The 25,616-nt window shown below is 35.4% G+C and carries 15 protein-coding genes; 12 read left to right on the forward strand and 3 right to left on the reverse strand.

Annotation, left to right across the window (positions count from 1 at the left end; translation table 11 throughout):
* Positions 1-15 precede the first annotated feature (15 nt).
* The 8 genes from rplK (at position 16) to ABEB31_RS07575 (ending at position 12,170) form a co-directional block, all read left to right on the forward strand.
* The gene (gene rplK / locus ABEB31_RS07540) at positions 16-453 is read left to right on the forward strand and encodes a 50S ribosomal protein L11 (RefSeq protein ID WP_008466923.1); all 438 of its coding nucleotides are present in this window, start codon (positions 16-18) and stop codon (positions 451-453) included.
* A gap of 13 nt (positions 454-466) precedes the next feature.
* On the forward strand, positions 467-1,156 hold the full coding sequence (gene rplA, locus ABEB31_RS07545; protein WP_035619180.1) for a 50S ribosomal protein L1: 690 nt from the start codon (positions 467-469) through the stop codon (positions 1,154-1,156).
* Positions 1,157-1,178: 22 nt separating this feature from the next.
* The gene (gene rplJ / locus ABEB31_RS07550) at positions 1,179-1,679 is read left to right on the forward strand and encodes a 50S ribosomal protein L10 (protein WP_347050725.1); all 501 of its coding nucleotides are present in this window, start codon (positions 1,179-1,181) and stop codon (positions 1,677-1,679) included.
* Positions 1,680-1,765: 86 nt separating this feature from the next.
* Positions 1,766-2,137, forward strand: coding sequence for a 50S ribosomal protein L7/L12 (gene rplL, locus ABEB31_RS07555; protein ID WP_007807437.1), 372 nt, complete (start codon positions 1,766-1,768; stop codon positions 2,135-2,137).
* A 257-nt stretch (positions 2,138-2,394) separates the two neighbouring features.
* On the forward strand, positions 2,395-6,207 hold the full coding sequence (rpoB, locus tag ABEB31_RS07560) for a DNA-directed RNA polymerase subunit beta (protein ID WP_347050726.1): 3,813 nt from the start codon (positions 2,395-2,397) through the stop codon (positions 6,205-6,207).
* 288 nt (positions 6,208-6,495) lie between these two features.
* Positions 6,496-10,806 (forward strand): DNA-directed RNA polymerase subunit beta', encoded by a 4,311-nt coding sequence (gene rpoC, locus ABEB31_RS07565; RefSeq protein ID WP_347050727.1) that lies wholly within the window; start codon positions 6,496-6,498, stop codon positions 10,804-10,806.
* A 10-nt stretch (positions 10,807-10,816) separates the two neighbouring features.
* Positions 10,817-11,128 (forward strand): DUF3467 domain-containing protein, encoded by a 312-nt coding sequence (locus tag ABEB31_RS07570; protein WP_347050728.1) that lies wholly within the window; start codon positions 10,817-10,819, stop codon positions 11,126-11,128.
* 304 nt (positions 11,129-11,432) lie between these two features.
* Complete coding sequence (locus ABEB31_RS07575; RefSeq protein WP_347050729.1) at positions 11,433-12,170, forward strand: hypothetical protein; 738 nt, start codon at positions 11,433-11,435, stop codon at positions 12,168-12,170.
* A gap of 79 nt (positions 12,171-12,249) precedes the next feature.
* Here the strand turns inward: ABEB31_RS07575 and ABEB31_RS07580 are convergent, their stop codons facing one another.
* Positions 12,250-13,842, reverse strand: a complete 1,593-nt coding sequence (locus tag ABEB31_RS07580; protein ID WP_347050730.1) for a peptide chain release factor 3 — start codon at positions 13,840-13,842, stop codon at positions 12,250-12,252.
* Positions 13,843-14,027: 185 nt separating this feature from the next.
* A complete protein-coding gene (locus ABEB31_RS07585; protein WP_347050731.1) occupies positions 14,028-15,470 on the reverse strand; it encodes an alpha-amylase in 1,443 nt (480 codons plus the stop codon).
* Between the two features lie 485 nt (positions 15,471-15,955).
* On the opposite strand from ABEB31_RS07585, the gene ABEB31_RS07590 reads away from it, so the two are divergent.
* The 4 genes from ABEB31_RS07590 (at position 15,956) to ABEB31_RS07605 (ending at position 23,982) form a co-directional block, all read left to right on the forward strand.
* Positions 15,956-17,386: a peptidylprolyl isomerase gene (locus tag ABEB31_RS07590; protein ID WP_347050732.1), complete on the forward strand. Its 1,431-nt coding sequence runs from the start codon at positions 15,956-15,958 to the stop codon at positions 17,384-17,386.
* Between the two features lie 78 nt (positions 17,387-17,464).
* Complete coding sequence (locus ABEB31_RS07595) at positions 17,465-18,418, forward strand: AAA family ATPase (protein WP_347050733.1); 954 nt, start codon at positions 17,465-17,467, stop codon at positions 18,416-18,418.
* Between the two features lie 404 nt (positions 18,419-18,822).
* Complete coding sequence (locus ABEB31_RS07600; RefSeq protein ID WP_347050734.1) at positions 18,823-21,594, forward strand: bifunctional aconitate hydratase 2/2-methylisocitrate dehydratase; 2,772 nt, start codon at positions 18,823-18,825, stop codon at positions 21,592-21,594.
* Positions 21,595-21,717: 123 nt separating this feature from the next.
* On the forward strand, positions 21,718-23,982 hold the full coding sequence (locus ABEB31_RS07605) for an aconitate hydratase (RefSeq protein WP_347050735.1): 2,265 nt from the start codon (positions 21,718-21,720) through the stop codon (positions 23,980-23,982).
* Between the two features lie 77 nt (positions 23,983-24,059).
* Here ABEB31_RS07605 and ABEB31_RS07610 read toward each other — a convergent pair whose 3' ends face one another.
* Positions 24,060-25,439, reverse strand: a complete 1,380-nt coding sequence (locus ABEB31_RS07610) for a Kelch repeat-containing protein (RefSeq protein ID WP_347050736.1) — start codon at positions 25,437-25,439, stop codon at positions 24,060-24,062.
* Positions 25,440-25,616 lie beyond the last annotated feature (177 nt).

The raw sequence follows: 25,616 nt of genomic DNA on the forward strand, positions 1-25,616 counted from the left end.
TTAAATTTTTTAAAAATGGCTAAAGAAATTAGTAAGGTAGTTAAACTACAAGTTAAGGGAGGTGCTGCGAACCCGTCGCCACCGGTTGGACCTGCTTTAGGAGCTGCTGGGGTAAACATTATGGAGTTCTGTAAGCAATTTAATGCTAGAACTCAGGATAAACCTGGCAAAATTTGTCCAGTGCAAATCACTGTGTACAAAGACAAATCATTCGATTTTGTTGTTAAGACTCCTCCAGCAGCAGTTCAGTTAATGGAAGCTGCAAAGCTAAAATCTGGTTCTGGTGAGCCTAATCGTAAAAAAGTAGCTAGCGTTACTTGGGAACAAATTAGAACTATTGCTGAAGACAAAATGCCGGACTTAAATGCTTTTACAATCGAAAAAGCGATGAGTATGGTTGCTGGAACAGCTAGATCTATGGGTATAACCGTATCAGGAGATGCTCCTTTTTAATTAAGAAAAAGACATGGCAAAATTAACAAAAAAGCAAAAAGAGGCTGCTTCAAAAATTGAAAAGAACAAATTATACTCTCTAAAAGATGCTGCGGCATTATTGAAAGTTGTTGCTTCTGCAAAATTTGATGAGTCTGTTGATATCGCAGTTCGTTTGGGTGTAGATCCAAGAAAAGCGAATCAAATGGTTAGAGGTGTGGTTACATTACCTCACGGAACAGGTAAAGATGTAAAAGTATTAGCATTGGTTACTCCAGATAAAGAAGCGGAAGCTAAAGAAGCTGGGGCTGACTACGTTGGTCTTGATGATTATTTACAAAAAATTAAAGATGGTTGGACAGATGTGGATGTTATCATCACTATGCCAGCTGTTATGGGTAAATTAGGTCCATTAGGTCGTATTTTAGGACCTAGAGGTTTAATGCCAAACCCTAAGACAGGTACTGTAACTATGGATGTTGCTAAGGCTGTTCAGGAGGTTAAAGCTGGTAAAATTGACTTTAAAGTTGATAAAACTGGTATCGTTCACGCAGGAATTGGTAAAGTTTCTTTTGGAGCTGAGCAAATTGTTGACAACGCACACGAAATTATTCAAACATTAATAAAACTTAAACCAACTGCTGCTAAAGGTACATACATTAAAGGTATTCACCTTACAAGCACTATGAGTCCTGCTATTGCATTAGACCCAAAAGCAGTATAATTGGTAGTTAAAAATTTTTAGTATGACTAGAGAAGAAAAATCAATCGCGATTGAAAATTTAACTGCGCAGTTAGCTGGTACAAATATCATTTATGTATCTGATATTTCTGGTTTAAACGCAGAGACAACTTCAAGCTTACGTAGAGCTTGTTTCAAAGCAGGTATCAAATTAGAAGTTGTAAAAAATACTTTGCTTGCAAAAGCAATGGAAGCTTCTGCTAATGACTATGGTGATTTACCTACAGTTTTGACAGGTAACAGTGCTATTTTCATTTCTGATGTTGCAAATGCACCTGGAAAAATTATCAAAGATTTCCGTAAGAAATCTGATAAACCAGTTTTAAAAGGAGCTTATATCAATTCTGAAGTATATATTGGAGATAATCAATTAGATGCATTAGCAACTATTAAATCTAAAGAAGAACTTCTTGGAGAGCTTATCGGATTGTTACAATCTCCAGCTCAAAGAATTATCTCTGCTCTTCAGAACAAATTCGCTGGCGAAGAGTCAGAAGAAGCATAATATAAAAGATCAATGTCTTTTGTGTTATTAAATTCGCACACACAAATAAATTATAATTTTACAAATCATTTTAAACGATAGAAAAAATGGCAGATTTGAAACAATTCGCAGAACAATTAGTTAACCTAACAGTTAAAGAAGTTAACGAATTAGCAACAATATTAAAAGATGAGTATGGTATCGAGCCTGCTGCTGCAGCTGTTGTAGTTGCTGCTGGTGGTGGAGAAGGTGCTGCTGAAGAAGCACAAACTGAATTTACAGTTGTATTAAAAGAAGCTGGTGCTTCTAAATTAGCAGTTGTGAAATTGGTAAAAGAACTTACAGGTTTAGGTCTTAAAGAAGCTAAAGATGTAGTTGACGGTGCTCCATCAAACGTAAAAGAAGGTGTTTCTAAAGAAGAGGCTGAAGGTCTTAAAAAATCATTAGAAGAAGCTGGAGCTGTAGTTGAGCTTAAATAATTTAACTCAGTTTTAAAACTAGGTTTAGGTCTTGAGTCATAAGCTCAAAGGCCTAAACCATTTTTCGTATAATAAAATATATAAAATTTTATTATCAAATAGTTTAAAATACGAAAGAGTTTTTGATCAGTACGAAGAAAAAAATTAAGCGGTATCCGTTTATTTTAAAGATGTATTGATTTTAAAAAGAAAGTATAAATTAAACAATGTGTTTTACACAAAAAACTACTTTTTTTTAATCAAAATTTTGTTCATTGATGATAACAAATCAGACTGAAAGATTGAATTTTGCCTCAACAAAAAATATTCCTGACTATCCGGATTTTCTGGATGTACAGGTTAAATCTTTTAAAGATTTTTTTCAATTAGAAACTAAATCTGACGAAAGAGGCAACGAAGGTCTATACAATACCTTCATGGAAAACTTTCCAATCACAGATACAAGAAATAACTTTGTATTGGAATTCCTAGATTATTTTGTAGATCCACCACGTTATACAATTCAAGAATGTATAGAGAGAGGTCTTACTTATAGTGTACCTTTAAAAGCCAGGTTGAAACTATATTGTACAGATCCGGAACACGAAGATTTTGAAACTATTGTACAAGATGTTTACCTTGGTACAATTCCTTACATGACTCCAAGTGGTACTTTTGTAATCAATGGTGCCGAGCGTGTTGTAGTATCTCAATTACACCGTTCTCCAGGGGTTTTCTTTGGACAATCATTCCACGCCAACGGAACTAAACTTTATTCTGCCAGAGTAATTCCTTTTAAAGGTTCCTGGATAGAATTTTCTACAGATATCAACAGCGTTATGTACGCTTATATCGATAGAAAGAAAAAATTACCTGTAACTACTTTATTCCGTGCGATCGGATTCGAAAGAGATAAGGATATCCTTGAAATTTTCGACCTTGCTGAGGAAATTAAAGTTTCTAAAACAGGTATCAAAAAATATATTGGAAGAAGACTTGCTGCGCGTGTTTTGAACACATGGCACGAGGATTTCGTTGATGAGGATACTGGTGAAGTAGTTTCTATCGAACGTAACGAAATCATCCTTGATCGTGACACTATTATCGACAAAGATAATGTGGAAGAGATCATTGATTCTAACGTTAAATCTATTTTGTTACACAAAGAGGATAACAATCAGGCAGATTATGCTATTATCCACAATACGTTACAAAAAGATCCAACCAACTCTGAAAAAGAAGCTGTAGAGCACATTTACCGTCAGTTGCGTAACGCTGAACCGCCTGATGAGGAAACTGCTCGTGGTATTATAGATAAATTGTTCTTCTCTGACCAACGTTATAACTTAGGTGAAGTAGGTCGTTACAGAATGAACAAAAAACTTGGTTTAGATATTCCGATGGAAAAGCAGGTGCTTACCAAAGAAGATATTATTACCATTGTAAAATATTTGATCGAATTAATTAACTCTAAAGCAGAGATTGATGATATTGATCACTTATCAAACCGTCGTGTTAGAACAGTTGGAGAACAATTGTCTCAACAATTCGGTGTAGGTTTAGCACGTATGGCTAGAACTATTCGTGAGAGAATGAACGTTAGAGATAACGAGGTGTTTACACCAATTGATTTGATTAATGCTAAAACATTATCATCAGTTATCAACTCTTTCTTTGGTACTAACCAGTTGTCTCAATTTATGGATCAAACGAATCCATTAGCTGAGATTACACACAAAAGAAGACTTTCTGCACTTGGACCAGGTGGACTTTCGAGAGAAAGAGCTGGATTCGAGGTTCGTGACGTTCACTATACGCACTACGGTCGTTTATGTCCGATTGAAACTCCAGAGGGACCAAACATTGGTTTGATTTCATCTCTTGGTGTTTATGCAAAAGTAAACGGAATGGGATTCATCGAAACTCCATACCGTAAAGTAACTAATGGTGTAGTTGATTTAGAAAGTACTCCAATTTACTTAAGTGCTGAAGAAGAAGAAGGAAAAATGATTGCTCAGGCAAACATTGAAATGGATGCTTCTGGTAAGATTACAGCAAGCAATGTTATTGCTCGTGAGGAGGGTGACTTCCCGGTTGTGGAACCAACAGTAGTACATTATACAGACGTTGCACCAAACCAGATCGCTTCGATTTCTGCTTCATTGATTCCGTTCCTGGAACATGATGATGCGAACCGTGCGTTGATGGGATCTAACATGATGCGTCAGGCAGTTCCTTTAATTCGTCCTGAAGCTCCGATTGTTGGTACAGGTTTAGAGCGTCAGGTAGCTTCTGACTCGAGAGTATTGATTAATGCTGAGGGTCATGGAACTGTAGAATACGTTGATGCTAATATCATTACTATCAAATACGACCGTACTGAAGATGAAAGAATGGTTAGTTTTGATGCAGATGAGAAAACATATAACTTAATTAAATTCAGAAAAACCAATCAGGGTACAAGTATCAACCTGAAACCAATCGTAAGAAGAGGTGACAGAGTTGTTCCGGGACAAGTATTGTCTGAAGGATATGCTACTCAAAATGGAGAATTAGCTTTAGGTAGAAACTTAAAAGTTGCGTTCATGCCATGGAAGGGGTATAACTTTGAGGATGCGATTGTAATTTCTGAAAAAGTAGTTCGTGATGATATTTTTACTTCTATCCACGTTGATGATTATTCATTAGAGGTTAGAGATACTAAGTTAGGAAATGAAGAGTTAACAAACGATATTCCTAACGTTTCTGAAGAAGCTACTAAAGATTTAGATGAAAACGGTATGATCAGAATTGGAGCAGAGGTTAAACCTGGCGACATTTTGATCGGAAAAATTACTCCAAAAGGAGAATCAGATCCTACTCCGGAAGAGAAATTGCTTCGTGCAATCTTCGGGGATAAAGCAGGTGATGTGAAAGATGCTTCGTTAAAAGCTTCTCCTTCTTTACATGGTGTAGTTCTTGATAAAAAATTATTTGCAAGAGCCGTAAAAGATAAACGTAAACGTACTCAGGATAAAGATGCTTTAGGCGCTTTAGAAATGGAGTTTGAAACTAAATTTGTTGAATTAAAAGACAGATTGGTTGAGAAATTATTCCTGATCGTAAACGGAAAAACATCTCAGGGTGTAATGAATGATTTGGGTGAAGAAGTTTTACCAAAAGGTAAAAAATATACTCAAAAAATGCTTTACGCAGTAGAAGATTTTGCTCACTTAAGTAAAGGTCAATGGGTTGCTGATGACGCTACAAATAAAATGGTTAATGATTTGATTCATAACTATAAAATTAAGCTGAACGACTTACAAGGAGCTTTAAGAAGAGAGAAATTTACGATTACTGTTGGAGATGAATTACCATCTGGTATCTTGAAATTAGCGAAAATTTATATCGCTAAGAAACGTAAGTTGAAAGTAGGGGATAAAATGGCAGGACGTCACGGTAATAAAGGTATTGTTGCAAGAATAGTTCGTCATGAAGATATGCCTTTCCTTGAAGACGGAACACCGGTAGATATCGTATTGAATCCACTTGGGGTACCTTCACGTATGAACATTGGTCAGATTTATGAGACTGTTCTTGGATGGGCTGGTATGAACTTGGGTAGAAAATTTGCTACTCCAATTTTTGACGGTGCTTCTCTTGACGAGATCAACGCTTTGACTGATGAAGCTAACGTACCACGTTTTGGTCATACATATCTTTATGATGGTGGAACAGGAGAACGTTTTGCACAAAAAGCAACTGTGGGTGTAATTTACATGCTTAAATTAGGACACATGGTTGATGATAAAATGCACGCACGTTCTATCGGACCATACTCATTAATTACGCAGCAGCCTCTTGGAGGTAAAGCGCAATTTGGAGGTCAGCGTTTTGGAGAGATGGAGGTTTGGGCACTTGAGGCTTATGGAGCTTCTAGTACACTTCGTGAAATCTTGACAGTTAAATCGGATGACGTTATTGGTAGAGCTAAAACTTACGAAGCAATCGTTAAGGGAGAATCTATGCCAGAGCCAGGTTTACCGGAATCATTCAATGTATTGATGCACGAATTAAAAGGTCTTGGACTTGATATTCGTTTAGAAGAATAACAAAAAAGTTTTGTAATCAGTCCCGTTTTAATGGGGCTGATTACTCATTTATATAAGTTTTTAAGGATTTATACCCGTAACCCGTTCCGATTTTTTATATTCTTTTATATAACTAGCGCTTCAAATGAGATTTGAGGTTTAGAGAAGTAACCCGAGGTAGTGTTTTAAGTCGAAAGTTTGAAAGTCCAAAGTCCAAAGTCATTCTTGACTTTAAAACTTTATGACATTTGACTTTAGACTAGACTAAGAATCAATTTTTTAATTGCAAATAAATCAATAGTAAAAACTATGATGAATAACAGAAACAATAATAAAGATAAAAATCCGGTAAAAAGATTTAACAAAATCTCTATCGGATTGGCTTCACCAGAATCTATCCTGAAAGAATCAAGAGGAGAGGTTTTAAAGCCAGAAACAATCAACTACAGAACGCACAAACCAGAACGTGACGGACTTTTCTGCGAAAGAATCTTCGGACCTGTAAAGGATTTTGAATGTGCTTGTGGTAAATATAAAAGAATTCGTTACAAAGGTATCATCTGTGACCGTTGTGGTGTAGAAGTTACAGAGAAAAAAGTACGTCGTGACAGAGTAGGACACATCAACCTTGTTGTGCCAATTGCTCATATCTGGTATTTCCGTTCTCTTCCAAACAAAATTGGTTATATCCTTGGTCTTCCGTCTAAGAAATTAGATATGATCATTTACTACGAAAGATATGTAGTAATCCAGGCTGGTATTGCTAAAAATGCAGATGGAGAATCTTTACAAAGACTTGATTTCTTAACTGAAGAAGAATATTTGAATATTTTAGATACTCTTCCGCAGGAAAACCAATATTTAGATGATTTAGATCCAAATAAATTTGTTGCCAAAATGGGAGCAGAGTGTATTATGGACTTATTAGCTCGTATTGACTTAGATGCTTTATCTTATGAATTAAGACACAGCGCTAACAACGAGACTTCTAAACAACGTAAAACTGAAGCTTTAAAAAGATTACAAGTTGTGGAGTCATTCCGTGAGTCTAACTTAAACCGCGAAAACCGTCCGGAATGGATGATTATGAAAGTGGTTCCAGTTATTCCACCAGAATTACGTCCGCTTGTGCCACTTGATGGAGGTCGTTTTGCAACTTCAGATTTGAATGACTTATATCGTCGTGTAATCATCCGTAACAACCGTTTGAAGAGATTAATGGAGATTAAAGCTCCAGAAGTTATCTTAAGAAACGAAAAACGTATGTTGCAGGAATCTGTAGATTCATTATTCGATAACACTCGTAAAGCTTCTGCTGTTAAAACAGAATCTAACAGACCATTAAAATCATTATCTGATTCCTTAAAAGGTAAGCAAGGACGTTTCCGTCAAAACTTACTTGGAAAACGTGTGGATTATTCTGCTCGTTCGGTAATTGTTGTTGGTCCTGAGTTAAAATTATACGAATGCGGATTGCCAAAAGATATGGCATCTGAGTTATACAAACCTTTCGTTATCCGTAAATTGATCGAAAGAGGTATTGTAAAAACAGTAAAATCTGCTAAGAAAATTATTGACAAAAAAGAGCCTGTAGTTTGGGATATCCTTGAAAATGTAATTAAAGGACACCCAGTATTACTTAACCGTGCTCCTACTTTGCACAGACTTGGTATTCAGGCATTCCAACCTAAATTAATTGAAGGAAAAGCGATCCAGTTACACCCATTAGTATGTACGGCATTTAACGCCGATTTCGATGGTGACCAGATGGCGGTTCACTTACCATTAGGACCAGAGGCTATTTTAGAGGCACAATTATTAATGTTGGCTTCTCACAATATCTTGAACCCTGCAAATGGTGCTCCAATTACTGTACCTTCTCAGGATATGGTCTTGGGTCTATATTATATGACCAAAGAGCGTATTTCTACAGAAGATCACATTATTTTAGGTCAGGATTTGACTTTCTATTCTGCTGAAGAAGTAAATATTGCATTAAACGAAGGAAGATTAGAATTGAATGCTCGTGTGAAAATCCGTGCAAAAGATTTTAATGACGCTGGAGAATTAGTGTACAAAATTATCCAGACAACTGCAGGACGTGTATTATTTAACGAAGTAGTACCAGAAGCAGCTGGATATATCAATGACGTATTGACTAAGAAAAACCTTAGAGATATTATCGGACACATTTTAAGTGTGACTGATGTACCTACAACGGCAGCTTTCTTGGATAATATGAAAGATATGGGGTATAAATTCGCATTTAGAGGAGGTTTATCATTCTCTCTTGGTGATATTAGAATTCCAGAGCAAAAAACAAAATTGATTGCAGATGCCAGAGAGCAAGTTGAAGGTATCTCAACCAACTATAACATGGGTCTTATTACCAATAACGAGCGTTACAACCAGGTTATTGATGTATGGACTTCTGCGAATGCACAGCTTACTGAGTTAGCAATGAAAAATATTAGAGAAGACCAACAAGGTTTCAACTCTGTATATATGATGCTTGACTCTGGGGCGAGGGGTTCTAAGGAGCAGATTCGTCAGTTAACAGGTATGCGTGGTTTGATGGCTAAGCCTAAAAAATCTACTGCCGGTGGTGGTGAGATTATTGAAAACCCGATTCTTTCTAACTTTAAGGAAGGTCTTTCGATCCTTGAGTACTTTATTTCTACTCACGGTGCTCGTAAAGGTCTTGCGGATACCGCTCTTAAAACAGCCGATGCTGGTTACTTGACAAGAAGACTTCATGACGTTTCGCAAGATGTTATTGTTAACATCGAAGATTGTGGAACTTTAAGAGGTGTTGAAGTTGCTGCATTGAAGAAAAATGAGGAAATCGTTGAGTCATTAGGAGAGAGAATTTTAGGACGTGTTGCTTTACAAGACGTTATCAATCCTCTTACGAATGAAGTAATGGTTCAATCTGGTCACCAAATTACGGAAGCAATTATGAGAACTATCGAAGCTTCTCCAATTGAAAAAGTAGAGGTTAGATCTCCATTAACTTGTGAAGCTCTTAAAGGTATTTGTGCTAAATGTTACGGTAGAAACTTAGCTACTGGTAAGATGACACAAAGAGGTGAAGCTGTTGGAGTAATTGCAGCTCAGTCTATTGGTGAGCCAGGTACACAGTTGACACTTCGTACGTTCCACGTTGGAGGGGTTGCCGGAGGTATCTCTGAAGAGTCTAGTATTGTTACAAGATTCAACGGTAGATTAGAAATTGAAGATTTAAAAACAGTTAAAGGAGAAGACGGAGAAGGAAACTCTGTTGACATCGTGGTTTCACGTTCAACTGAATTGAAATTAGTTGACGAGAAAACTGGAATTGTTTTAAACACACATAACATTCCTTACGGTTCCAGTATTTTTGTTAATGACGGTGATACTGTTGCTAAAGGAACTGTAATCTGTAAATGGGATCCATATAATGGTGTAATTGTTTCTGAATTTACCGGTAAGATTGCTTACGAAGATTTGGAACAAGGACAATCATTCATGGTTGAGATCGATGAGCAGACTGGTTTCCAGGAAAAAGTAATTTCTGAGGCCAGAAACAAAAAATTAATCCCAACTTTATTGGTTTACGGTAAAGAAGGTGAATTGATTCGTTCGTACAACTTACCAGTAGGTGCACACTTAATGGTTGAGAATGGTGAGAAAATTAAAGCAGGTAAAGTATTAGTAAAAATTCCACGTCGTTCTTCTAAAGCGGGCGATATTACGGGAGGTTTACCAAGAATTACTGAGCTTCTTGAGGCTCGTAACCCTTCTAACCCAGCAGTTGTATCTGAAATTGATGGTGTTGTATCTTTCGGTAAAATCAAAAGAGGTAACCGTGAGATCGTTATCGAATCTAAATTTGGTGAGATTAAAAAGTATTTAGTTAAACTTTCTAGCCAAATCTTAGTACAGGAAAATGACTTCGTAAGAGCGGGAGTACCATTGTCTGACGGTGCAATTACACCAGATGATATTTTAAGAATTCAAGGACCGGCTGCTGTTCAACAGTACCTGGTAAATGAAATTCAAGAGGTTTACCGTTTACAAGGGGTAAAAATTAATGACAAGCACTTTGAGGTAGTTATTCGTCAGATGATGCGTAAAGTAAGAGTTCAGGATCCAGGAGATACTTTATTCCTAGAAGATCAATTAATTCACACTAAAGACTTTATCGTTCAAAATGATAAATTATATGGTATGAAAGTAGTTGAAGACGCTGGAGATTCTGCTGTATTGAAACCAGGTCAGATTATTACACCTCGTGAATTACGTGATGAAAACTCATTATTGAAACGAAATGATAAAAATCTTGTTGTAGCAAGAGACGTAATCACTGCAACTGCAACGCCAGTTCTTCAAGGTATTACAAGAGCTTCGTTACAAACTAAATCATTCATTTCTGCGGCTTCATTCCAGGAGACAACGAAAGTACTTAACGAAGCTGCAGTAGCTGGTAAAGTAGATGATTTAGAAGGATTAAAAGAAAATGTAATTGTTGGACACAGAATTCCTGCGGGAACTGGTATGAGAGAATACGATAACACTATTGTAGGATCTAAAGACGATTACAATGAAATGATGGCTAATAAAGAAGAATATATTTATTAATTAGGAAACTATGAGTAATCCGAAACAACAACAAGAACAAATTAATATTGAGTTAGACGAGAATATTGCTGAAGGGATTTATTCCAATCTCGCAATTATCAATCACTCATCATCAGAATTTGTTTTAGATTTTGTAAGCATTATGCCGGGTATTCCTAAAGCCAAGGTAAAGTCAAGAATTGTCCTGACGCCACAACATGCTAAAAGACTATTGAGAGCTATTGGTGAAAACATCCACAGATTTGAGGCAGCTCATGGCGAGATCAAAGAAACGGAACAAGCACCAATTCCGCTTAATTTCGGTCCTGCGGGACAAGCATAATTTTTAAAGCCCCTTATTTAAGGGGCTTTTTTTTGATATCATTTTGAAAGATGTAATTAATCAGGTTTAGCATCCTTTAATCGATAAAGTTTTTTTGGTTGAAGTGAAAAATATATTTTTATCATTCTGTTAAAAGATAATTTTTTAATATAATGATTTAGTAAGGTTGATTTAATTCAAGTTATAAAAAGCGCTAATTTTAATTAGCGCTTTTTTTTAATATTCTTTCCAACCTTTTGATCCAAAACATACTCTATATAAGTATAGTAGTCTTTAAAGAGATTTTAACTTAAAATATTAAGGTATGAAAAAGAAATTCACTTTAGAAATAAAAAGTCCCTGCTCTGAGAATTTTGATAAAATGATTCCTAATTCAAATGGATCTTTTTGTAGTTCCTGTGCTAAAAATGTAATTGATTTGAGTAGAAAAACAAATTCAGAAGTTGCTAAATTTATCTCAGAAAATGACAATAAAAGCATCTGTGCCAGATTAAAAACAACCCAGCTCGAAGAAGAATTTCACTACAGTGAAAGATTCAGAATCAATAATTTAAAATATGCTGCAGTTGCTGCATCTGTTTTACTTGTTTCCAATAATGTATCCGGACAAGAAAAAACTGTAATTGCAACAGAAGTCAATTGCGCTGGACCTGATCACTATACTTTAGGTAAGGTTGCAGTGAGCCAGAATGCTGAGAAAGAATTTTCGATTTTAGTGAAAGGGAAATTGCTGGAAGCTACGACTAATAAACCTTTTAACAGAAAAACATATCCTAATTTGGAGATTACAATTAATGGTGCAAAAAGTAAGCTCAAAATGAATTCTAAAACAGGTGATTTTTTAATTCCGATAGTAATTTCAAAAAAATCCGAAACATTTGAAGTGACTATTACGGCTGATGATTATTACCTTTCTAAAAGAATTAATTTTGACGTAAATTTAGTGAGGAACAATATTTTGCAGCAAAATATAATTATTGCAGCCGGGGAACTTTCGAGGATTTATATCGCTGGCGGATTAGGAATTAATTATGTTCCATAGAAACGGAGTAATAGAAATTTAATATTTAAAAAAAAGGCTGTTTAATTAAAAACAGCCTTTTTCAATATTTTGAAAAGAATTAATCAAACTCTGATGTAAAGAATAATTTTACGGTCGGATATTTACTTTGAGTCATTTGAATAGTGAAATCAGAGTCGGCTAAAAATACCAATTGACCATATTTATCGTGAGCAAGGAATTTTTGTTTGATACGTTTAAATTCTTTAAATTCTTCATTTTTAGCATCATCCGGCTTAACCCAGCACGCTTTATGAACCGGGAAGTTTTCGTAAGTACATTTTGCGCCATATTCGTGCTCTAAACGGTATTGGATTACTTCGTACTGAAGCGCTCCAACGGTTCCGATCACTTTACGATTATTCATTTCTAAAGTAAACAACTGTGCCACACCTTCGTCCATTAATTGATCTACACCTTTGTCAAGCTGTTTGGCTTTCATAGGGTCAGCATTATTAATGTATCTAAAGTGTTCCGGAGAGAAACTTGGAATTCCTTTGAAACTCATGATTTCGCCTTCCGTTAAGGTATCTCCAATTTTAAAATTTCCGGTATCGTGCAAACCCACTATATCTCCAGGATACGAAATATCTACAATCTCTTTTTTCTCTGCAAAAAATGCATTCGGACTAGAGAATTTTAGATTTTTTTTCTGGCGAACGTGATAATAGGGTTTGTTTCTTTCGAATGTTCCGGAAACGATTTTGATAAACGCTAAACGGTCTCTGTGTTTCGGATCCATATTAGCATGGATTTTAAATACAAAACCAGACATTTTTTCTTCTGTCGGATCAACCAAGCGAGTTTCAGAATCTTTTGGTCTTGGAAACGGAGCGATGGTTACGAAACAATCCAACAATTCGCGAACTCCAAAGTTATTTAAGGCAGAACCAAAGAAAACGGGCTGAATTTTTCCATCCAAATAATCCTGTCTCTCAAATTTCGGATAAACCTCGTCGATTAATTCTAATTCTTCACGAAGTCTTTCTGCCGCTTTTTGACCCACAATTTTATCCAGTTCCGGATTATTTTGCACATCAGAAAAAGCGATAGTTTCTTCAATATTCTTACGGCTGTCTCCACTAAAAAGATTAATGTTTTCTTCCCATAAATTGTAGATTCCCTGAAAATCATAACCCATTCCGATTGGGAAACTTAGTGGCGTCACTTTCAAACCAAGTTTTTGTTCCACTTCGTCCATCAAATCAAAAGCATCTTTACCTTCACGGTCTAGTTTATTAATGAAAACAATCATTGGAATGTTTCTCATTCTACAAACGGCAACCAATTTTTCCGTTTGTTCCTCGACCCCTTTTGCTACGTCAATTACAACAATAACACTGTCAACAGCCGTTAATGTTCTAAAAGTATCTTCTGCAAAATCCTTGTGCCCGGGAGTATCAAGAATATTGATTTTTTTGTCTTTATAATTAAAAGCAAGTACAGAAGTAGAAACCGAAATACCTCTTTGGCGTTCAATTTCCATAAAATCTGATGTTGCTCCTTTTTTAATCTTATTATTTTTAACCGCACCGGCTTCCTGAATTGCACCTCCAAATAATAATAATTTCTCAGTTAAAGTTGTTTTACCGGCATCGGGATGCGATATAATTCCGAATGTTCTTCTGCGTTGTATTTCTTTTAAAAAGCTCATATTTCGTATAAATAGGTTGCAAAAGTACTATTAATTATGGCTTAATAAAAATATTCAGTTCGCAAATTAAAGTGTCTTAATTTGGAGTTGTTTTTTTGCCAGTAATTACACGAAGTTCCAACAATGTATAGATGTAAAGAAAAAGGCTGCTCCAAAAGAACAGCCTTTAGAATAGTCATTTTAAATTACTGATTAATTGACCAAACTGAATATCCTTTTGGAGGACATTGTATTTTTACCCATTTATCGGACTGAGTAGTTGGATACCAGCTGGAGCTTCCTGTAAAATCTTTAATTTGAGTATTGGCCCAGTTCGTCTGAATCCATCTTTCCTGCCAGGTGTTTGAGTTATTAATGTAAACAACCAATCCCGGATTTCCGTTGTATCCGTTTCTGCGGGCCACATATTCATCATTGTCAGAATATAAAATAGAAGTCGTTCCCGTTGCTTTATTATTATGGATCCAGATTAAATTGTTTAGCTTGTTTTTATCCAGCCATTCTTCGTAATCTCTGTAGAATATAGTCGGATATCCTTCGTGCGTTAATATATAGGAGTAAGCCAGTAATTTGTTTGAAATTTCATCGGTATCATGATTTGTAACAAAAGTAACCGCTTTGTACGGATTTCTTTTCCACATCATGTCGTCGTTTAACAATGCCAGATTATTTCCGTCAAAGGCATCATTCATTTTATAATAGCAAGCAAAATCAAAAACAGAACTGTTTGCATTGTTTGCCCACCATTCTAAGGTATTTACATTGGCGTCCCAATATTCTCCAACAGAGAATCCGCCTACATTGGCATTCCAATCGTGTACGACCCATGGAGCGAAACCTTTAACGTAGTCAAATCTCCAACCGTCAAACTTCATAGTGTTTTTATAATACTTACCAACTCCGTCTGCTCTCAACCAAAGCCAATCCTGCACATTTGGAGCGGCGTGGCACAAATCAGGAAATCCGCCAAAAGCGCCTTCATCATTATTTCCGTAGCTGTTTTTGTAGAAATCATTATAAGTACGTTTGAATTTTCCTGAGGCAATGCCGGTAAAATTAGTCCACGTATTGGTTCCCGTAAACGGATTGGATTCAGATTGTCCGCCGCTATTATGATTAATCACAATGTCTGCATATACTTTTACATTTTCGGTATGTGCTTTTGTGATCAAACTAACCAATTCAGCTTTTGAACCAAATCGGGTTTCTGTACTTCCATTTTGATTGTAATCGCCAAAATCGAAATAATCTGTAGGATCGTATCCCATAGAAAAGGCACCGTTTTGTGCTTTTGATGCAGGTGGAAGCCAGATAGAACCAATTCCTGCATCTGACCATGAAGTTACCTTACCGCTTACCGTATTCCACCAGGTTCCGCCTGAGGGGACGTCCCAATAAAAAGCCTGCATCATTACTCCACCACCCGGATTGTCAACGTATTTTCCGGTTGAAGAAGATGTAGAAACCCCGGTATTAAAAGGTTTTCCATCATGATGTGTTACTTCGATAACTTTAAATTTCTGACTTTCAGACTTCGAATCAATTTCGTTTGTTTCATTGTCGGAGCACGAATAGAAGATTCCTGTCATGACCATTAGAAAGCATAATTTTGCAATAGGTTTTTTCATAATAGATTTGGTTTAGTTAAATAGCGTATTGTTAAATATTTAATTTTATAATATTTTAAAATAGATTTTGCTATTTTTTAGTATTATAAATTAATAATTACGTATCAAAAATAGTTTTTATTTGATATGATTTTAATTTGTAAGAAAATTGTTTAGTACGAAAACGTTGTAGTGTTGAGAACTTTTTTATAATGAATTAATAATCAGTTATTTTTTAATATCGTAAATTAAAATTCTAAAGCTTTTTTTTGAGTTTAAGAATGTGTACGCAGCTTTTTGATTAAAGACTAAATTAAGGTATCCTATAATTTTTTGTTAATAGTATATCGGATAGTTGTATTATGTAATTGAATTGTTATTTTTGTTCGTTATAAGTTACGAAAGAACTATACTAGAATTATTTATGTTTTGAAGAATACTTGAGAGCATCAATAAATAAGGGGAATCATCTCAAACAGGCTTACATTCAAATAAAATTTAAAATAATGTTATTAAAAAAATTACAGCTAAAAACAATTGATTACAGGTTTGCATTAACAATTTGTTTTTTCCTTTTTTTTGCTCCAATTATTACAGCACAGGAAATAATTCCTGATGTTGTAGCTCAAAAGCCTGTAGACGCGCCAACAGGTGGAAAATTAAAAATTGACGGCATTATCGCTACAGTAGGAGATTATATTGTTTTAGACTCTGATATTGATAAGGGATTTTTGGAGATTACTGCTCAGGGAGGTTCTACAAAAGATATCACAAGATGTCAGATGCTGGGTAAACTTTTAGAAGATAAATTGTATGCTCACCAGGCTATTCAGGATAGTATTATTGTAAGTGATGCTGAAGTGAGAGGTATGATGGAAGATCGTCTGAACTATATGACTCAGCAGGTGGGAGATATTAATAAAGTAGTTGAATACTACAAAAAAAGTTCTGTTGAAGAATTTAAGACTTATTTTGCCGATATCTTAAAAGAGCAAAAATTGTCTTCTGAGATGAGAGATAAGATCATTAAAGATGTTGAAATCACTCCGGAGGAAGTTCGAAATTTCTTTAAGAAAATCCCAAAAGAAGAATTACCAACTTTTGGTGCTGAAATGGAAGTAGCGCAAATTGTGGTTGAGCCAAAGGTTTCTGCAGAAGACAAACAAAAAGTAAAAGACAGATTAAATGCTATAAGAAAAGATGTTCTTGAAGGATCAAGTTTTGCGACTAAGGCAGTTTTGTATTCTCAGGATCCCGGATCTGCGCCAAATGGAGGTTATTACAAAATGACCAGAAAAACTCCTTTTGTAAAAGAGTTTAAGGATGTGGCATTTAGTTTGCAGGCAGGAGAAATTTCAGAGCCATTTGAAACCATTTATGGTTTCCATATTATTATGGTAGAAAAAATCAAAGGACAGGAAGTTGAACTTCGCCATATTTTAATTGCACCGACCGTTTCTGAAGCAGCATTAAAAGAAGCAAAAGAAAGAATTGCTAACATCAGAAACAAAATAGTAGGTAACGAAATCACTTTCGCGGAAGCAGCCAGAACAGAATCTGATGAAAAAGAAACAAGAGCAAACGGAGGAACTTTAGTAAACCCAACAACTCAGGATACCCGTTTTGAATTGACAAAAATGGATCCTACTTTATACAGTCAGGTGTCAAATTTAAAAGGGAACGAAGTTTCGCAGCCGGTTTTAAATACAGATGATAAAGGTAAAAAAACATATAAACTGATTACCGTTACAAACAGAATTGAAGACCATACGGCAGATTATGCTAAAGACTATACCAAAATTAAAGAATTGGCATTAAAAGAAAAGCAAATCAATGCAATCGCGAAATGGTTTGATACTAAGATTAAGGATACTTATATCAAAATCATTGGAGAGTATAAAGAATGTGATTTTGCAAACAACTGGTTGAAAAAATAATTTTTATTAAATAAATAAAAAGAGTTAGTTTTATGAATTCATAGATCTGACTCTTTTTAATTTTAAATACACTCATAAATGTCTGACGTAACAGCAATTCATAATTTAGTTCAAAAAAGAAATGAATTAAAAAACGAAATAGCGAAGATCATTGTAGGGCAGGACGCCGTTGTAGATCAAATTTTACTTTGTATATTTTCAGGAGGACACGCGCTTTTAATAGGAGTTCCGGGGTTGGCAAAAACCTTAATGATTAATACTTTATCTCAAGCTTTAGGTTTAGATTTTAAAAGAATTCAGTTTACGCCAGATTTAATGCCTTCTGATATTTTAGGAAGTGAAATTCTGGATGAAAACAGAAACTTCAAATTTATTAAAGGACCAATCTTTTCCAATATTATTTTGGCCGATGAGATCAACAGGACTCCGCCAAAAACACAGGCCGCTTTATTGGAAGCCATGCAGGAAAGATCGGTAACGATTGCAGGCCAGCACCATAAATTAGATTTACCCTATTTTGTTCTGGCAACACAAAATCCAATTGAGCAGGAAGGAACTTATCCTTTACCGGAGGCTCAGTTAGACCGTTTTATGTTTGCAATTAAATTGGAATATCCAACTTTTGAGGAAGAAGTGCAAGTGGTGAAAAGAACAACTTCTGATGTTAAAACACAAATTAATCCTTTATTTACAGCGCAGGAAATTATTGATTTTCAGCATTTAATTCGTAGAATTCCGGTAGCAGATAATGTTATTGATTATGCGGTTACTCTGGTAAGCAAAACGCGCCCGGATAATAATTTGTCTAATGATTTTGTAAAAAATTACCTGGATTGGGGAGCAGGACCAAGAGCATCTCAAAACCTTATTTTAGCTGCAAAAGCACATGCTGCCTTTAATGGAAAGTTTTCACCTGATATTGAAGATGTTCAGGCAGTTGCAACCGGAATTCTTCGTCACAGAATTATTAAAAATTATAAAGCCGATGCAGAAGGAATAACAGAAGAAGTTATTATTAAAAAATTGATGTAATTTTTAAACATTATACTATCAGGATCCCGACAATTATATTGTCGGGATTTTTTTTGTCTTTCAATTTTAAATAATTATTACTTCAAATTTGTTGATTGTAAGGCAAAGAATTTCCAACTATAACGTTATAAATTGTTATTTAGAACTAATCTGCATGTAAACCGCAGTAAAAATCTCACTTATGGCTTAACATTAAATTTCGACTTTGTTAAGGAAAAGATTTTAAAATATTAATAAATCAATTTTTTAATTCAAAATTGACATTTTGGCAAAAAAACACATTGAAAATCGTTTTTTAACAATAATAATTTTTGAAAAGCGGTCATCTATTATATTTTTTTTAGTTCTCGGCATTAATTATTAAATTTGCGTACAAAAAAATAAAAATACCTATTACAAGAAATATGAATATTTATCAAGACTACATTCAAGAAATTGAAGAAAGAAAAAATCAAGGTCTTCACCCGAAACCTATTGATGATGCCGCATTATTAAGCGAGATTATTGCTCAAATTAAAGATGTTAATAACGAATATCGTGAAGATTCGCTTAACTTCTTTATTTACAACACCTTACCTGGAACTACCAGTGCTGCAGGTGAGAAAGCAAAATTTTTGAAAGAGATTATTTTAGGTCAGTCTGTTGTACAAGAGATTACGCCTGCTTTTGCTTTCGAATTGTTATCGCACATGAAAGGCGGACCATCAATTGAAGTTTTACTTGATTTAGCCCTTGGTCTTGATTTTGCTATTGCAAAAGAAGCAGCAAATGTTCTAAAAACACAGGTTTTTCTTTATGATGCAGATACCGATCGTCTTAGAGAAGCATTCAAAAAAGAGAATCCAATCGCGAGAGAAATTATTGAAAGTTACGCGCAAGCCGAATTTTTTACGAAGTTACCAGAAGTAGCCGAAGAAATTAAGGTTGTTACATATATAGCCGGAGAAGGTGATATTTCTACCGATTTATTGTCTCCGGGAAATCAGGCGCACTCGCGTTCAGATCGTGAATTACACGGTAAATGTATGATTACACCTCAGGCACAAGAGGAAATAAAAGCACTACAGACTTTACATCCAGATGCAAGTGTGATGTTAATTGCTGAAAAAGGTACAATGGGAGTTGGATCATCTAGAATGTCAGGTGTAAATAACGTGGCACTTTGGACCGGTAGAAAAGCAAGTAAATATGTTCCTTTTGTAAATATCGCTCCAATTGTTGGAGGAACAAATGGTATTTCTCCAATTTTCTTAACGACTGTTGACGTTACCGGTGGTATTGGTGTCGATCTTAAAAACTGGGTTAAGAAAGTAGATGAAAACGGAAATATTGTTCGCAACGAAAGCGGAGAACCAATTCTTGAGCAGGTATATTCTGTTGCTACGGGAACGGTTCTTACTATTAATACAAGAAAGAAAAAACTTTATAATGGAGAGATAGAATTGATAGATATGTCAAAATCTTTCACTCCTCAAAAAATGGAATTCATTAAAGCCGGTGGATCGTATGCTATTGTTTTTGGAAAAAAACTTCAGACTTTTGCAGCAAGAGTTTTAGATATCGAAGCTCCGTTAGTATTTGCTCCGTCTAAAGAAGTTTCTTTTGAAGGACAAGGACTTACGGCGGTAGAGAAAATCTTTAATAAAAATGCAGTTGGTATAACACCGGGAACGGTATTACACGCTGGTTCTGACGTTCGTGTTGAAGTGAACATTGTAGGTTCGCAAGATACTACAGGTCTTATGACAGCTCAGGAATTAGAGTCTATGGCAGCTACAGTGATATCACCAATTGTAGACGGTGCTTACCAATCGGGTTGTCATACTGCTTCTGTATGGGATAAAAAAGCTCAGGCAAATATTCCGAAATTAATGAAGTTTATGAATAACTTCGGTCTTATTACGGCACGTGATCCGAAAGGAATGTATCATTCAATGACAGACGTAATTCATAAAGTACTTAACGATATCACAATAGATGAGTGGGCGATAATCATTGGTGGAGATTCTCATACAAGAATGTCTAAAGGTGTGGCTTTTGGTGCAGACTCAGGAACGGTTGCTCTTGCACTTGCTACAGGAGAAGCTTCCATGCCAATTCCGGAATCTGTTAAGGTAACTTTTACAGGAGAGATGAAATCTTATATGGATTTCCGTGATGTGGTTCACGCTACACAAGCGCAAATGCTTCAGAAATTTGGTGGTGAAAATGTGTTCCAGGGTAGAATTATCGAGGTTCATATTGGTACTCTTACCGCAGATCAGGCGTTTACATTTACAGATTGGACTGCAGAAATGAAAGCGAAGGCTTCTATCTGTATTTCAGAAGATGATACTTTGATCGAATCATTGGAAATTGCAAAAGGCAGAATCCAGATTATGATTGACAAAGGAATGGATAATGAAAAACAAGTTCTGCAGGGATTAATCAATAAAGCAGATAAGAGAATTACTGAGATTAAATCTGGAGAAAAACCAGCTTTAACTCCTGATGCTAATGCAAAATATTACGCTGAAGTTGTGGTTGATTTAGATCAGATTGCTGAGCCAATGATTGCCGATCCGGACGTTAATAATATTGATGTTTCTAAACGTTATACTCACGATACCATCAGACCATTATCTTTTTATGGAGGTGAGAAAAAAGTAGATTTAGGATTTATCGGTTCTTGTATGGTGCATAAAGGAGACATGAAAATTCTTGCTCAGATGCTTAAGAATATTGAGGATCAACAAGGTAAAGTGGAGTTCCGCGCGCCTCTTGTAGTAGCGCCTCCTACCTATAATATCGTAGATGAACTTAAAGCAGAAGGAGACTGGGAAGTTTTACAAAAATACTCCGGTTTCGAATTTGATGATAACGCGCCAAAAGGTGCAGCACGTACAGAATACGAAAACATGTTGTATCTGGAGCGACCAGGCTGTAACTTATGTATGGGTAACCAGGAAAAAGCGGCAAAAGGAGATACAGTAATGGCAACTTCTACACGTCTTTTCCAGGGAAGAGTCGTAGAAGATACAGAGGGTAAAAAAGGAGAATCGTTACTTTCTTCAACACCGGTTGTGGTTCTTTCAACGATTTTAGGAAGAACTCCAACAATGGCAGAGTATACTGCGGCGGTTGATGGCATTAACTTAACTAAGTTTGCACCTTCTAATAAACAATTAGTTATGTAATCAAAAGATTATTTATTAATAATTCAAAAGCCCGGGTCATAAAACTCGGGCTTTTTTATAATAATTGCTCTAATTTTTGTATCTTGTGATGTTCAAAAAAGAATAATAAAAACAAACAAATCTATGGCTTTTGATATTGAAATGATAAAAAAAGTGTACCAAAACATGCCTGAGCGCGTTGATAAAGCGCGTGAGATTGTTGGTCGTCCACTTACTTTAACGGAGAAAATTTTATACAATCACCTTTGGGACGGAAATCCAACTAAGGCGTTTGGAAGAGGAATTGATTATGTTGATTTTGCGCCAGACCGTGTAGCATGTCAGGATGCAACTGCTCAAATGGCATTATTGCAATTTATGCATGCCGGAAAATCTAAGGTTGCAGTTCCAACAACAGTGCATTGCGATCACCTTATTCAGGCAAAAGTAGATGCTGTAACAGATTTGGCAAGAGCAAAAACACAAAGTAATGAAGTTTTCGACTTCTTATCATCAGTATCTAATAAATATGGAATCGGTTTCTGGAAACCGGGAGCAGGAATTATTCACCAGGTTGTACTTGAGAATTATGCTTTTCCGGGCGGAATGATGATCGGTACCGATTCTCATACTGTAAATGCAGGAGGATTAGGGATGGTTGCTATTGGTGTTGGTGGAGCTGACGCAGTAGACGTTATGTCTGGAATGGCATGGGAACTTAAATTTCCTAAATTAATTGGAGTAAAATTAACAGGTAAATTATCTGGCTGGACTGCTCCTAAAGATGTTATCCTTAAGGTTGCCGGTATTCTTACTGTAAAAGGTGGTACTGGTGCAATTGTTGAATACTTTGGCGAAGGAGCAACAGCAATGTCTTGTACAGGAAAAGGAACTATCTGTAATATGGGTGCTGAGATTGGAGCAACTACTTCCACTTTTGGTTATGATGATTCTATGAGTCGTTACCTTCGTTCTACAAACAGAGCAGATGTTGCAGACGCTGCAGACAAAGTAGCTTCCTACTTAACCGGAGATCCGGAAGTGTATGCAAATCCACATGAATACTTTGATCAGGTTATAGAAATAAATCTTTCTGAATTGGAACCACACTTAAACGGTCCTTTTACTCCGGATTTGGCTACTCCAATTTCTAAAATGAAAGAAGAAGCAATCAAAAATAACTGGCCTTTACAGGTTCAGGTTGGTTTAATAGGTTCTTGTACCAACTCTTCTTATGAAGATATTTCACGCGCAGCTTCTTTAGCAAAACAAGTTGCGGCTAAAAACCTGAAAACTAAAGCTAAATTTACAATTACGCCGGGTTCTGAGGTGGTGCGTTCAACAATCGAAAGAGACGGTTTTATTGATACTTTTAATAAAATTAATGCCACTGTATTTGCAAATGCCTGCGGACCATGTATTGGTATGTGGGACAGAGAAGGGGCAGAAAAAGAAGAACGAAATACTATTGTGCATTCTTTTAATCGTAACTTTTCTAAACGTGCAGATGGTAACCCAAATACTTTAGCTTTTGTGGGTTCTCCTGAATTGGTAACAGCTTTGGCTATTGCAGGCGATTTAGGATTTAATCCGTTAACGGATACCTTAATTAATGAAGATGGAGAAGAAGTGATGCTTGATGCTCCAACAGGAGATGAGCTGCCTTCTAAAGGTTTTTATGCTGAAGATCCAGGCTTCCAGGCTCCGGCAGAAGATGGTGCAGGAGTTCAGGTTGTAGTTAATCCGGCTTCAGAGCGTTTGCAATTGTTAGCTCCATTCGATGCTTGGGACGGTAAAAATATTACAGGTGCCAAATTATTGATTAAAGCATTTGGAAAATGTACAACCGATCATATTTCTATGGCAGGACCATGGTTGCGTTTCCGCGGACATTTAGACAATATTTCTAATAATATGCTAATTGGTGCTGTAAATGCTTTCAACCAAAAAACAAATTCAGTTAAAAATCAATTGACAGGAGAATACAATGCGGTTCCCGCTGTTGCCCGTGAATATAAAGCTGCCGGAATTCCGTCTATTGTTGTGGGAGATCACAATTATGGTGAAGGTTCTTCGCGTGAACACGCTGCTATGGAGCCACGTTTCTTAGGTGTTAAAGCGGTATTAGTAAAATCTTTTGCCCGTATCCATGAAACTAACCTTAAAAAACAAGGGCTTTTAGGATTAACATTTGCAAACGAAGCAGACTATGATAAGATCCAGGAGAACGATACAATCAATTTCTTAGATTTAACAGAATTTGCTCCTGGTAAACCCTTGACAATAGAGTTTGTTCATGAAGATGGTTCAAAAGATATTATACTAGCCAATCATACTTATAACGCAGGACAAATCGGATGGTTTGTTGCAGGTTCTGCATTAAACTTAATTGCAGCAGGAAAAGCATAATTCCTTTTGTAAATAAAAATAGAAAACGCTCTGTAACACAGAGCGTTTTCTATTTTTAGTATTAAAATGTTTTCGGGCTAGTTCACTTTTACCATATTATTTTCGGATAAAATTTTAATTCGGTTTGGTCTGGTGGCATCAAATTCATCAATAGAAATGCTATAGACTTTTTCGGAAGGAGATATGATAAACTTGGTATATTCATGACCTCCAATGATATATAATTTATTGTTTAAAAAATGTATAGCTGCTGATTTTAAATAGAGTTCTATAAAGTATTCCTTAATTTCTTTTGATTTTATATTGTAAACAAACAGCTTCCCTTCTTCAAACAGGTAAATGGTTTCGGCATTATAGGTAATTGCTGGATTTTCCAAATGAGAAATTAAGGTTGCTTCTTTAGACCATTTTTCATTATTTAAATCAAAACTTTCAATTTCAGAAAGACTTTTGTTGTCAGCATTTCCAATTGTAAAAATTTTATCACCAATTAAAATGCCTTTTACTTCTTTTGCTTTGGGCATTTTTTCTAGCTCGTACCACAGCCCTGAAGTGATATTGTACATGTGGACTTTATCAGTAAAGAATTTTTGCCCTCTTTCGATTGCTCTTATAGAACCTCCCATAACAATAATATTATCCTTATAAACTATAGAAGCAGCATTTGCAGCTTTATGAGGATTGGTTTTGTCGATTTCAATCGTGTTTTTGTTAACATCAAAAACTTCAATTTCGTTATCAAGATATTCAAATCTTTTACTTGTAGATATTCCCTTTCCTCCTAATACATAAAGATTGTTGTCATAATAATTTAAGTTATGATAAGCTCTTTTTTTAAATTTTTCAGTAGACTTTTGCCATGTATCTGTTTTTGGATCATAAATCAGTAAATTTCCCCGATAGAAAGTTTTGCTGCCCTGAAAATTAAGGATTTGAAAGTATTTTAGCTCAAATTTAGGATCTTCGCTATCAATACTTTTTTCCTTTAAAATATTTATTGCGTTAGATTCTTCGCTGCCGTCTCCGCCCACTACATATATCTTGTCATTTACAACTACAGATCCAAATGAATAAATACCAAATTCTAATGGTGCCAGTTTAGTGAAATGCACTTTAGATTTCAATCTCGTATTTTGATTGTTAATTTCTACATTATTTAGTGTCTCAATATTTTCCTGAAGAGAAATAATAAAATTTGATTTTTTAAAATCAGAAACTGCAATTTTTTTGGTTATATAGCCAATATGAGAAACTTGTAAAGTGTCATTTAATTTTATTCTATTATTAAAAGAAAATTCTCCGTTATCATTTGTTAAAGTTCCAATTTTTGTGCGTAATGCATTTATGTTAGCATCTTCAATTGGCAGATTCGTAATTTGAGATTTTACAAATCCGTTTATCGTTTGCGCATTTATTATAAAAGGAAGCAAAAATATAATGTAAAGTAATTTTGTCATAGAATATTAGGTTTTTGTAATATAATAATGAGACAATTACCGTTTATGTAAAGCAAATTATTTCGTAAAGTTGAAACAACTTCTATGCCCAAACTGTTAATATGAAGTAAATTAATTGTTAAAAATTATGGTTTTTATAGTTTTAAGAGTTAAATTCGCCATCGAGGTAATATATTT

Source organism: Flavobacterium olei, assembly GCF_039749035.1.
GTDB lineage: Bacteria > Bacteroidota > Bacteroidia > Flavobacteriales > Flavobacteriaceae > Flavobacterium > Flavobacterium olei.